This is a genomic window from Aliiglaciecola sp. SL4 (assembly GCF_041538045.1).
Taxonomy (GTDB): domain Bacteria; phylum Pseudomonadota; class Gammaproteobacteria; order Enterobacterales; family Alteromonadaceae; genus Aliiglaciecola.
The window spans coordinates 58,086-71,479 of the sequence record NZ_JBGOSE010000017.1; the positions used below are offsets into that span (position 1 = coordinate 58,086).

A 13,394-nucleotide genomic window follows, 5' to 3' on the forward strand; every position below is an offset into this window, starting at 1 on the left:
TTTTTAATGCAAAAGCTTAATCGGGCAATGAATACCTAAGTCGAATTTACTTATGCGATATTCAGTGCTGGAATGATCTTATCTTTCGCTGCATCTTCTGCTTGCTTAAACTCTTCTATACGGTCGAAGTTTAAGTAGCGGAATACATCACCAGACATAGACTCAATCTTATTCGCATATTCCATGTACTCAGCAGTTGTAGGAATGCGGCCAACAATAGCCCCTACAGCAGCAAGCTCAGCAGAACATAAATAAACGTCAGCGCCATCACCTAAACGGTTAGGGAAATTACGAGTCGATGTTGATAATACTGTTGAATTAGCCAGTACTCGTGCTTGGTTACCCATACATAATGAACAACCTGGCATTTCTGTACGTACGCCTACACGACCATAGATGTTGTAATAACCTTCATCCATCAATACCGCTTTGTCCATCTTCGTTGGAGGAGAAATCCACAAACGAGTAGGCAAAGTTTTATTGTATTGCTCAAGTAGTTTACCCGCGGCACGGAAGTGACCAATGTTAGTCATACAAGAACCGATGAAGACTTCATCAATTTTCTCACCCGCCACGTCAGATAATGTTTTAGCATCATCAGGATCGTTCGGGCAACATAGAATTGGCTCATTAATTTCATCAAGATCGATTTCAATGGTTTCAACGTATTCAGCGTCTTTGTCAGCTTCCATAAGCTCTGGATTTGCTAACCACTCTTCCATCTTACGTGCACGGCGCTCAAGAGTACGAGGATCGCCGTAACCTTCGTTGATCATCCAACGTAACATAGTGATGTTAGACGTTAAGTACTCAGCAATGGACTCTTCTGACAACTTGATTGTACAACCTGCGGCAGAACGTTCTGCAGAAGCATCAGACAATTCAAAAGCTTGTTCAACTGTCAATCCGTCAAGACCTTCAATTTCAAGAATACGACCAGAGAAAGCGTTTACTTTACCTTTCTTAGCTACAGTCAGTAGACCTTGCTTGATAGCGTACAAAGGAATCGCATGAACTAGGTCACGTAGGGTGATACCAGGTTTCATTTTACCCTTAAAACGCACCAATACAGACTCTGGCATATCTAGAGGCATAACTCCTGTTGCAGCTGCAAAAGCAACCAAACCAGAACCTGCTGGGAATGAAATACCCATAGGGAAACGAGTATGTGAATCACCACCAGTACCTACAGTATCAGGCAATAACATACGGTTTAACCAAGAGTGAATGATACCGTCACCAGGACGAAGTGATACACCACCACGATTCATCATGAAATCAGGCAAAGTGTGCTGGGTGTCGATATCTACTGGCTTAGGATAAGCCGCAGTGTGACAGAAAGACTGCATAGTCAAATCTGCAGAGAAACCTAAACAAGCCAAATCTTTAAGTTCATCACGGGTCATAGGACCAGTGGTATCTTGAGAGCCAACAGTGGTCATTTTAGGTTCACAATAGGTGCCAGGACGAATCCCATCAACACCACATGCTTTTCCTACCATTTTCTGTGCAAGGGTATAACCTTTACCAGTATCAGTTGGTTGAACTGGCTTACGGAATAAGTCTGACGCGCCAAGACCAAGAGATTCACGGGCTTTTTCTGTTAAACCACGACCGATGATTAGGTTAATACGGCCACCAGCACGCACTTCATCTAACAATACGTCAGACTTATATTCGTACTTGGCAAGCTCTTCACCAGTTTCTGCGTTGGTAATACGACCTTCTAGTGGATAGATGTCGATAACGTCGCCCATGTTCATTTTGTCAACATCAGCTTCAAAAACTAGTGCACCGGCATCTTCCATAGTGTTGAAGAAGATTGGCGCAACTTTACCGCCAATACACACACCACCACCACGTTTATTTGGAACACCTGGTAAGTCTTCACCAAAGAACCAAAGTACTGAGTTAGTAGCAGACTTACGAGAAGAACCTGTACCGACAACATCACCAACGAAAGCAACAGGGTGACCTTTAGCTTTCACTTCTTCAATTTGTTTAAGTGGACCTATTTCACCATGTACTTCAGGCGTTAGACCATCACGAGTCATTTTATAAGCAGCACGAGCATGTAGAGGAATATCAGGACGTGACCATGCATCAGGTGCTGGAGACAAGTCATCGGTGTTAGTTTCACCGGTAACTTTGAATACTGAATAAGTGATTTTTTCAGGTAGATCTGGACGCGATGTGAACCATTCGGCATCAGCCCAAGATTGCAAAACGTCTTTAGCGTACTTGTTACCCGCTTTCGCTTTTTCTTCAACATCATGGAAGGCATCAAACATCAGCAAAGTATGCTTCAATTCTTCAGCGGCCAATTCAGCTAAATCTTCATTATCTAAGGCCTCAACTAAAGTTACGATGTTATAACCACCGTGCATATTACCAAGTAATTGGATGGCAGCATCTTTTGATATAAGTGGAGAAGTAGCTTCATCATTTACGATAGCAGCTAGAAAACCAGCTTTTACATAAGCGGCTTCATCAACACCAGGAGGGACTCGTTCAGATAATAACTCTAACAAGAACTCTTCTTCGCCAGCAGGAGGATTTTTCAACAACTCGACTAAACCAGCGACTTGTTCTGCATTTAATGGTTTAGCGGGGATACCCTCAGCGGCACGCTCTTCTACGTGTTTACGATAAGCTTCTAACACTTTTTGGTCCTTTTGAATTATGAATACAGAGAAATGTTGGTGATAGTATAAATGCAAACGTTGAAAAATTGAATTATTCACAACGATTATTTATTTATAGCCGGCATAAATTAAATCTATATAGCTGAATTATATTTAACCTAATTGATTACTTTATTAACGATTAGCAGTTACTCTTAATATCTTACCTTTTGCATCATCTACAAGTAAATACAAAGAGCCATCGGGATGCACCTTCACATCTCGGAACCGATAACCTAAGTCAGCGAATAAAGACTGCTGACCGACAACTTTATTTTGTTGCATTTGCAGCCAAATGAGTTCTTTCGATTTCAAACTGGTCACTAACAAGTCTCCGCGCATTTGCGGAAACATAATGCCATCGTAAACTGTGATGCTTGATGGTGCTATAGAAGGCGTCCAATCAACTAATGGTTGTCGCATGCCTGGGTATTTTTTAAAAGGCGTAATTAATGCGCCAGAATAGTCTTTGCCGTTAGTAATCACCGGCCAACCATAGTTATCACCTTTTCGAATGATATTTATTTCATCTCCACCGGCGGGGCCGTGTTCATTTGAAAAAACAAGATTGCGAATCGGATCATAGACCAAACCTTGGGGGTTACGATGACCTAAGGAATACACAGAATGAGCCAGATTTTTTTCTGTTTCGCCAATATAGGGGTTGTCTTGGGGTATCTCCCCGTTATCCAAAATCCGTAGAATTTTGCCCATCTGATTATTCACACGTTGTGCGTTTTCGCGAAAGTCAAAACCATCCCCCGAGGTGATTAACAACGAATTATCCTCTAAGAATGCCAGCTTACCACCGTAATGCACTGGCGTATTTCGAAAGGGTTTAACGGTAAAAATAACTTGGCTATCAACTAACTGGTTATTCTGTAACTTTGCGCGCATGATTTTAAGCGTGTTGCGTTCATCAGTGCCTGCCGAATAGGAAAGATAAAGCCAGCCATTTTGTTGATAATTGGGATGCAGCACCACATCTAACAAGCCGCCCTGGCTTTTCACATAAATGTCCTTTGGCAGTCCGTCTATGGGCTGCCCTAAGGTAAAGTTGACCACTTGTCGTAAACTGCCTGAACGTTCCGTTACAAGAAATCGACTGTTTGATATAAAGGCAACAGACCAAGGAAAGTTGAGCTCGGTCACAATCTCTTCAATTTTAAAAGCTTTTGAACTAACAACATTCTTGGCATTTGCTACATAACTGAAAGATAAAAAATAAATTAGCACAGCTGTGAAAAATCGAATGCGCACAAATAATTCCTTAGATTATAAAGTAGAGTGTTCGATAGGGTGTTCTGCCATAAATCAGTTATAAATATACTCATATACAGAAAAAATGCGAGCTTAGTGGAAGTTAACTATCTTTTTATTAATGTTATAAAGGTTGTTACTTTTCCTGCCAAAATGCCACACTAGATAGTATTGATGAAGGCAAGGTTACCTATGCAAAAAACTATAAAACTTGTTTTGGATTTTATCGCGGCAACCCTTAGTTGTTTTATTTTAGCGAGCCTTTTACATACGCAATTTGTACTCCATGAGCTAAGTAAATTGGATGTGGCTATTAGCTGGCAAACCAGGTTATCCGCGACGGGAAGCGATATTATTGGTCTTCTGCCTACTTATGGGGTGATAATTTTAGTTGGTTTGTTGCTGGCGTTTTTAAGCGTGTTTTGGTTAAACAAGTTATTCGTCAAACCTCGACCATGGTTGTACCCACTTGGCGGCGCAGTGGCCATGTTTGCTATTCTAAGCGCCATGCAACCCATAATGGACATCACCTTAATCGCAGGAGCCAGAACCCAGTTGGGAATTCTTAGCCAATGTTTGGCCGGACTCTTTGGTGGTTGGGTATTCATGTATCAGCGCCGAGCAAAGTTAAAGCAGTAATAAATGGTCAAAACAATGTGTTCTGACCACTTACTGGAACCTAGAGCATATAGGTACAGCGTTTTTCGCGACTAACAGAACTCTGTTTCTAGATTAATGGGTCATATCAGAGTGGGCATTACGATTTAAATGTAACTCGGTATCCAGCAAATGACCATCCATTCCCCATGCTCGCATCTTTTCTACTGCCCACTCTGCGGTTTGCTCAGTGTGACATTCATTACAAGCATTGGGAGAGTTTTCTAAACCCATTTTGGCTGATAACAGAGGATTGGGAATGGTACCCACGTTGTGGCTTCTTACATAATAATCGATACCAGATACCTGATTCAGCAGGTTTTTAGGCATGTGGCAGTCATAACAAAAAGAACCTTTGGTGTCTGGCGCATGCCTAGTATGTTTAGCCAAATTCTGCTGTATGGGTTGATGGCAGTCTAGGCAAAACTGATTACTAACTTCAGAGGCTTCTAAAATACCGAACTTCGCCGGCTGTTTGTTATTATGAGGATCGTGACAATCGTAGCAACGCATATCCGTTTGTTCATAATGTGTCGAGTCGGCAAAGGAACGAAATAAAGTACCTAACCCTTTAGGGCGACCATCGGGCCAAACTTGTAACGTTGGAAAAGTGCGACCAGGTACCGTTTCTGCTTCGGTAAAATATTGGGATAAATCATTTAAATTGCCGTCGTGATCATAACCAGGAAAATAAGTACGATAAGCATCCATACGTTTCCGCAAAATATCTGCACCGTGACAACGGGCACAAACACTTAGCGCCACCCCTTGGGAGTGGTCTGCGGCATTCATGATGTAAGGAACAGGCTCATCAAACAGTTTTAAATTAACCAAGGACATCATGCGGTTAATTGGTTTATCTTGCATATAATCGAGATGTTTACTGCCCGGCCCATGACAGACCTCACAACCTACTCCATCTTCAGTCCACTTTACATTGGCCACAGTATGGGCACGATCTTTACTTATTTGTTGTAAATTAGTGGTATGGCAACGGGCGCAATATAAATTCCAAGCAGAATTTAATGGCTTCATTTGTTCCCATAAATCGTGGACAGTTTCCGGGCTTTGTTCTTGTTCGTTCCAATAGGCAAAAAACTCACCTCTAGCCACGGACCATTGCACAGGTAAGCGCCTTAACACACCACCATTTTCTTGGGTAAGATAAGTTTGTCGATACTGATAACCTATTACTTTATCGATTTTAAAGGGTTTGTACTCGTCGGAATCAATATCTTTGAGAGCTAAAAAGAAATCCTCACCTTGTCGAAAGGATTTGACCGCAGGACTAGTTTTATCAGGATCCGTATTTAAGAAAAAAGTACCGTTATTGAAATTACCTACAACGGTACTGTCGCTAGGAGCATGGGTAATATTGTGATGGGGCGATTTCAACCAAGCATCGTAATTAATAATATGGCAATCACCACAGACTTCGCTTCCCACAAATTCAGCGTGAAAAACTTTGTCATAGTTATCTTGACTAAACCAAACCAAAGCCACCGCTGCAACGATTAAGCCGATAAAAATATAAACAAATGATTTAAGTCCCATAATTCCTAACTACTTATTCAAAATGCGATAAATTAAAACTGCATGGTTAGTATTAATTTGTAATGTAGTTGCCACATTCTTGTATTCAATTGACGTGGGTTTGTTGAGCCAATCAGGTGATGGTAAATTATTGTATTGGCAGATATCCAATATTTCTTAGTAATAAATACAAATAGCGTCCCTGATAAAATGTATTGGAACAGGTAGCTTAGGTTAATCAAGTTACCTTTTTGTGCAACCCATTTCAAAATGGTCTAAATGATTAGTGGCAACATCTCGACTTATCAACCAACAAACATAAACAAAGGCCTGAAACATATATCAATTTCAGGCCTTTTTTGAATAACATTCAATTATATAAGTAATTTACGCCTATTTAATGGCAGCTAAATACTTTACTTAAACTCAGTAAAATTAAGAACCAAATATAACCACTAGAACAGCAAAGACAGCACCTGCTGCTGCAATTTTAACCCCATTTTTGAACATGGGTAATTTGGGCATAAACATTAAAAACGCCGTAATAACAAAGAACAACAAGCTGATTCCAAAACTAATATTCAGAAAGAATAGTGGACTACCTGTGGTTGCTTTATGCAGTTTAACCAATTTTGCCAAGGGTGCTGGATAGTCCTGTTTATTAATAACAGCCTTTCCAGTTTGTTTGTTGTATTGCCCTTGATTAAACACCACCAAGCCATCGGCTTCGCTTTCAACTGTAAACCCTTTGAGACCTAATTGCTTACCCAAGGCTTTACCATTTAGTTCCTTATCTAACTGACGCTGTTCCACTTGTGGAAATTTCAGAAAATCTGTTTTACGGAATATCAGTAGTGTGCCACTTACAGCGTAAACTCCCAGTATGCCCGCCAAAAAAAAGCCTAACCATCTATGGTACTTACGAACGGCATTATGAAATTTAGGTGAAGCCATTGAATCCTCTTTAATTTAAACTAAATCAGTAAAAGCCAAAATGTTTAAATATGTAATTGAATACTGCAAAATGGCGATTAATTTGCTCGAAATATATCATTTTTAAATTGTTATTTCACCAATATTGATTTTACTAAACAGTAAAATAGATAATAAATACAGCTATCTAAGTTCAAACAACTACAGTTAAAAACCGCATTTAAGAAGTTAATATATTCCTATTTTAGTAAATGCAGATACCGTACAAACCCACCAGGAAGTTTCTAGTGACACAACAACTGGGTAAAATTTTTCAGCTATAGCATAAGCAAAATATTTGGTTTAAAATACAGCAACTTGTTCATTTAACTTAACAAAATTTGTGTTAATTCAAAGTCTGAATTTTTACATTTAGAGTATTTGGTGTTATGCCATCTAGTCTAAACACGGGTATAACCCTAGATGATGATTCCATTAGCTTGCTTAAACTTTGAAAAGGCAGGGAGCCGGCTAGATGTTCCATAGTATTAAATTCAAGTTTATTATTATCATTATCATATCTATTTTAGTTAGCTCTAGTGCTGTTTTCTTTTTAGCCATTAATGAACATGAAAATCTTTACAAAAAATCCGTAGAGCAAAACTTAGATGCCATGGCGTCAGTTATGGCAGACAATATCTTGTCGATATTTACCGATGATGACGACGAAGGAGAATTGTTTTTTTCCATCACCACTGAGTTACTTGGGCTTGATCGTTACGAACATATCAAATTTGTGAATGTATTCGACGCGGATTGGAACATCATTCAATATTATGTCCATCCTAATTACTTAAATTTAGAAAATTTTATTCCTGAATTGACTTCAGTTCCAGCCGAGGAATTGCCACATAATGTGAGTATAACCGATGAAGGTTTAACGGTTTTAAAAACCATTGGTGAAGAGAAACTTCCAGTTGGATATTTATTAATCGTACAAGATTATCAACGGCCCTTGAGTGAGAGTAAAAACAGCCTTTTTTCCAGCGCGATTCCTTTAGTTATTTTAGTTGTTGCCCTAGCAATGCTGATTTCTTTATTGAGGTATCAACGTTTATTCCAGCCATTACTAAACCTTACTAGGTTTACCAAAAAAGTTGAAAAAACCACCGACTATAATTTGAAGTACCGAGTATCAGGTAATGATGAAGTATCGGAGTTGGGGCGCAATATTAATAAACTCTTAGGCACCATTAATGCGGAGATCAAAACCAATCAACAAAATACAGAGAAGTTGATTGAACAGCAAAACTCCATGCAACATTTAGCTAACTACGATACTTTAACTGGGTTACCAAACCGCATGTTTTTCATGGAAATGTTGAAGTTAGAGTTAGCAAGAAGTCAGCGAGAAAATGAAGATTTAGCAATTATGTTCTTCGATGTTGATGGATTTAAAGGGGTTAATGATACTCTGGGTCACGAAACAGGTGATTTACTACTTAAAGCGGTTGCAAACAAAATTAAGCGTTTTCTTCGGCCAGGTGACATTTTAGCACGTTTAGGTGGCGATGAATTTTTGATTATGATCCCCCACCTGAATAGTCCACTTGTAGCAGTGAACATAGCAAACCGAATTATAGAGGGGATGCTATCTCCCATAGAGATCAATAGTTGGGATATTCAAACAGGTGTCAGTATTGGTATTGCCAAGGCAACAGACGCAGCTTTTGATATTAATACCTTTATCAGCAATGCCGATATCGCCATGTATGCTTCCAAGGAAAAAGGCAAAGGTTCTTACACTGTTTTCCATAAAAAAATGTTAGAGGAAAATCGAAGAAAAGTACAAATAGCCAATCTTATTGCTAACGCTATTGCCAAAGACGAATTTGACATTCACTACCAACTAAAAATATCGTCTGAAGGAATAATAAAAGGATTGGAAGCACTTTTACGTTGGAATAATAGTGAGATGGGCAATATATCTCCAGGTGAATTCATACCAATTGCTGAACAAGGCGGTAAAGTAAAAGCCATAACTCGCTGGTTGGTTGAAAGAGTGTTTAAAGACATGAGTGAGTTGCAAAAAATGGTTGAGCATGAACTCGTTGTATCACTTAATATTTCCAGCCACGATTTGCAAGACCGAAATTTCATCCATTTTATAGAGAAAAATCTATCCATATACAATGTAAATATCCAAAATATTCAGTTTGAAATGACGGAGTCTAGTTATCTTGAAAATTTTGATAGTGCTAATGAGTTTTTCAGTAATATCAGAAAAATGGGAGGCTCCATCGCATTAGACGACTTTGGTACAGGTTACTCTTCCCTTAGTTATCTTACAAAAATAGAAATTGATACACTTAAAATAGACAGAATGTTTGTTATGCAACACGATAGCTCGGGTAAAGATACAGTTGTGTTACAGACTATTCTGGATTTGGGCCATAGACTTGGTTTACAGATTTGTAGCGAAGGCGTAGAAACAGCAGACCAAGCTAATTATTTAATATTGAATGGAAGTGATGAAATGCAAGGTTATTATTTTGCAAAACCATTACCATTAGCTAAACTCCCTGAAGCGTTTAAAAAAGCTCGAGGGCTATTTCAAGAAATATGCACAATCGATTATTAATAACTACCAAACTTATGTTGATTTAAAGGGCAATAGACGAAACCTAATCAACACACTAGCTGTTATTTAAGGAAAGCGGTCAATCTGCTTGATCTTAATCATTTAAAGTAAACAGATTTTAATAACCTGTGTAAAAATGATAAATAATGTGAAGATTGCATAAAGACAAGTAAAAAGTGGCTCACTCCAAATAGTGTATGCAGCACACAAAATTAAGACTTTAACTTCAATGAAATTAACTATTCTAAGGATGGACATTGTTGCAACGACATATTATTTTAAAATTTTTTATATTATCGCTTTCATTAAGCCATTTATCATTATTCGCTAATGAAATAGAGTTTTCTGGTTACGCAAGGGTTATCGCGGGTTATTTGGACGAAGATAATACTGAGTTCAAGGGTTATGATAGTAGTATTAATTTAGAACCATCTAGTTTGTTAGCGATTCAAGCTGAATATAAATTTAGTGAAAAGTGGTCGGCTACAACTCAACTCATTGCAAGAGCTGATAGAGATAAAGACTCAGGCATTGAGTGGCTCTATTTAACCTATCAGGCCACCGATAGCCTTCAGATTAAATTCGGTAAGTTACGCGCGCCTTTTTTCTCTATGAGCGATTACACAGACGTTGGTTTCGCTTACCCTTGGATAAACCTTCCTTACCAAGTCTACGATAACTTTCTGTTCCGTACTTTCGAAGGGGCTGATTTTTTATATAAATTTAATACCGACGAGATTGAGTTAAGTGTAGAGGCATACATTGGCCAAGAAGACGGCGATGTAGAGTTTAATGATCATCAAACAGGTTTTACTGCTCGCAATTTTCGAGGCCTAATTGGGAAGATTAACAGAAATAATTTCGAATTTAGGATTGCTCATTACCAAGGTAATTTGGGATTAAATATACCTGAAGTATCTGAGTTCCAACAAACTCTTTATAATCTCAACTTTGTGCAAAGCGCCGACTCATTAGATACAAAGGGGGTAGCAAAAGTTCAGCAAATCGGTATTGTCTACGATAATCTAGATTACTTTATTAGATCCGAGTGGGTAAATATAGAGACAGATCTTGAGTTCATTCCGTATATTCAGAGTTATTACATCACTTCTGGTTTTAACTACGCACCTTTCACTTTTCATTTAACCTTTGCAGACAGTAAAGGGGAAATTAAGTATCCCATACAAGAAATCCCCATTGGCTACGATCCTGGATTAGACCAAATAGCTGAAGCATACAATTATATATTTCTAAACTCAGCAGCTACTGACATGCAGAGTTGGACCCTCGGCGCACGATGGGATGTTTTGTCAAATTTTGCACTAAAAGCAGAGTTAACGACCATTAAAGAAGATAACGGAGCTCATTCATTCTTCAAAACAGATGAAAATACAACCTTCGACGGTAAATCAAGTTTGTACCTTATCGGGTTAGAATGGGTGTTTTAGATGAGAAATTTAACAACACTTCATTTTATAAAAATAACGTTACTGATATTGTTATACCATTCTTTTTTGGTAACTCAAACCCAAGCAGAAGAATACAAATCTGACTTTATAGTTGTCATTAATAGCCAAGACAAAGATCAGGATTTAAGCAAGCAACAGATAAGAAATATCTTTATGGGCGGGGCCCTAAGCAATAAATATAAAGCTATAAATTTACCGTCTGGTAATCAATTGAGAATTGAATTCAATACCAAGATCGTAGGTCTTACTGAATCTCGCATTCAAGCTTATTGGGCGCAAATGAAGTTTACTGGTAGAAGCAAACCACCTATGGAATTAAATAGTCCACAAGAGACGCTTAAATATTTAGAAAAAACAGAAGGCGCTATTGCTTACTTACCCCCAGATATCCTGATACCCGATAACCTAACGGTTATATACCCTTAAGGTTCAGATTAAATAATTCAAAGAAACCTTTGAGTTTAGATAATTTTGTCACAGGTATCCTATATCTTTGATACGGGCTAACGCCCCTGTTACAAGCTGAAAAGGCACTCTAGAGCAAAACGCCTTCCGTTTGAACGACTGACATGGATGTCAGGCTGGCCGGCGCCATATGGATGTGTAATGCCTAGCATTACCTTCGAAGATTAATTTAATATTCTTAAGGGCTTCGTTAGATAAATCATAAGCATAAAAAGCTACCTAAACTATACGGTCTTTCTTCCATACACGGGCTAAAGCCCGTGCTACTGGGTTGAGCTTTTCCTTACTCTGCCATCCACGGGCTGAAGCCCGTGCTACAGGTTGAGCTTTTCCTTATACCAATTAGTATAGATTTATGATCTAATTGCGTTATGATTTACTCACTATCTAAAAGCTTTTGAAACTTGAAACCTCGCAACATTTACTTGCACTATCTAGAGCAGAGTCCGATGCCCGTAAACGACTTCGATTACTGGCCGTGTCCCATTTTGTTGACGGCAAAAGCCGAACAAAAATTGCAGATATGCTTAAGGTCAGTCGCCGAAGTGTTAACTGTTGGGTTGCCGACTATTTATCACATGGTGTGGCTGGCCTTGAAGCTAAAAAAGCAAGAGGACGAGATTACTATCTATCACAACAACAGCGGGAACAGTTGTCAGATTATATAAAGGCCCAAGCCAGTAATGCTAAGGGAGGACGGTTAGTTGGCCAAGATATACGTGCTTATATTTCTGAGAATTTTCAGGTCGATTATCATCCTAACGCCATATATAAACTGCTTCAAGCACTGGGGTTTAGTTGGATAACGAGCTGCTCAAGGCACCCTAAACAATCACAAGAAGCACAAGACGCGTTTAAAAAAACTGGAAATTGAAACGATCAATGTGATCCCAGGCCATATAGCCCTCAACAAAGTCGATTTTTGGTTTCAAGACGAAGCTAGATTTGGTCAACAAAATACCACTACTCGCTTATGGGCTGAACGAGGGACACGCCCACGAGCTGTAAAACAGCAACAATTTGAATATGCTTATTTATTTGGTTCAGTTTGCCCTAGCAAAGGGATAGGTGAAGCATTAGTGGTGCCATGGGTGAATAAAGAGATCATGCTGGAACATTTGAAACAGATATCCATCGCCACAGAAAAAGGTCGGCATGCGGTCGAGATAATGGATGGGGCAAGCTGGCATACAGATGACATCGCAAAGGATATCGATAACGTGAGTATTATTAAACTGCCGCCCTATTCACCGGAACTCAACCCCATCGAACAAGTATGGAGTTGGTTAAGACAACGCTGTTTGGCCAATCAAAGTTTTAAGGACTATGAAGACATTGTCACAAAGGTTTGTATGGCTTGGAACCAATTTTTAAGTTGTACAGATCAAGTCACAAAAATGTGTACAAGAAAGTGGCTCGATGTGATCACACATTAAGATGGAATGGTATAACTTCACGGGCTAAAGCCCGTGCTACCGGTTGTGCATTTCTTTGCTCTCACATGGGGGTAAGCGAGGATGTTTTAGGAACGCAGTTCCGCCCGAGCGCACGACCGACATGGATGTCGGGCTGGAGATAGCCACATGGAAGTGTGACACCTAGTCGCCTATTACATGAACCAGCATTGCATGACACTCGCTGGGTATGGTTTCCCTTGGGTGTTGTTGCGCGGCAGCGCTTAGAAGGAAGGCTATCTAGTCTGGAGGTGAAAAAGGTGCTTCGTAAGACAAATCGCAGGCATAAAAAAAGGCTACCTAACTAGGTAGCCTTTTT

Annotated in this window: 9 protein-coding genes; 5 read left to right on the plus strand and 4 right to left on the minus strand. The window is 39.3% G+C overall.

All coding sequences use genetic code 11. From position 1 onward, the window contains the following. Positions 1–50: 50 nt before the first annotated feature. Together acnB and AB6T38_RS17915 are read right to left on the minus strand one after the other, a co-directional pair. Positions 51–2,663, minus strand: a complete 2,613-nt coding sequence (acnB, locus tag AB6T38_RS17910; RefSeq protein ID WP_372548602.1) for a bifunctional aconitate hydratase 2/2-methylisocitrate dehydratase — start codon at positions 2,661–2,663, stop codon at positions 51–53. A gap of 156 nt (positions 2,664–2,819) precedes the next feature. Beyond that, positions 2,820–3,944, minus strand: a complete 1,125-nt coding sequence (locus AB6T38_RS17915) for a PQQ-dependent sugar dehydrogenase (RefSeq protein WP_372548604.1) — start codon at positions 3,942–3,944, stop codon at positions 2,820–2,822. Positions 3,945–4,136: 192 nt separating this feature from the next. Here AB6T38_RS17915 and AB6T38_RS17920 point away from each other — a divergent pair, with 192 nt between their 5' ends. Next, entirely contained in the window at positions 4,137–4,583 is a 447-nt protein-coding gene (locus tag AB6T38_RS17920) for a hypothetical protein (protein WP_372548605.1), read from the plus strand. Positions 4,584–4,676: 93 nt separating this feature from the next. Here the strand turns inward: AB6T38_RS17920 and AB6T38_RS17925 are convergent, their stop codons facing one another. Then, positions 4,677–6,155: a multiheme c-type cytochrome gene (locus AB6T38_RS17925; RefSeq protein WP_372548606.1), complete on the minus strand. Its 1,479-nt coding sequence runs from the start codon at positions 6,153–6,155 to the stop codon at positions 4,677–4,679. Positions 6,156–6,569: 414 nt separating this feature from the next. Next, positions 6,570–7,088, minus strand: a complete 519-nt coding sequence (locus AB6T38_RS17930; protein WP_372548607.1) for a hypothetical protein — start codon at positions 7,086–7,088, stop codon at positions 6,570–6,572. 493 nt (positions 7,089–7,581) lie between these two features. Here AB6T38_RS17930 and AB6T38_RS17935 point away from each other — a divergent pair, with 493 nt between their 5' ends. From AB6T38_RS17935 to AB6T38_RS17950, 4 genes are all read left to right on the plus strand, one after another. Then, on the plus strand, positions 7,582–9,687 hold the full coding sequence (locus AB6T38_RS17935) for an EAL domain-containing protein (protein WP_372548608.1): 2,106 nt from the start codon (positions 7,582–7,584) through the stop codon (positions 9,685–9,687). A 257-nt stretch (positions 9,688–9,944) separates the two neighbouring features. After that, positions 9,945–11,135 (plus strand): hypothetical protein, encoded by a 1,191-nt coding sequence (locus AB6T38_RS17940; RefSeq protein ID WP_372548609.1) that lies wholly within the window; start codon positions 9,945–9,947, stop codon positions 11,133–11,135. Continuing rightward, a complete protein-coding gene (locus tag AB6T38_RS17945; RefSeq protein WP_372548610.1) occupies positions 11,136–11,582 on the plus strand; it encodes a hypothetical protein in 447 nt (148 codons plus the stop codon). 436 nt (positions 11,583–12,018) lie between these two features. Beyond that, positions 12,019–13,057 (plus strand): IS630 family transposase gene (locus AB6T38_RS17950; RefSeq protein WP_372548611.1). Its coding sequence is split into 2 segments (ribosomal slippage): positions 12,019–12,477 and positions 12,479–13,057, totalling 1,038 coding nucleotides; the frame shifts between segments, so codons are not numbered across the junction. Positions 13,058–13,394 lie beyond the last annotated feature (337 nt).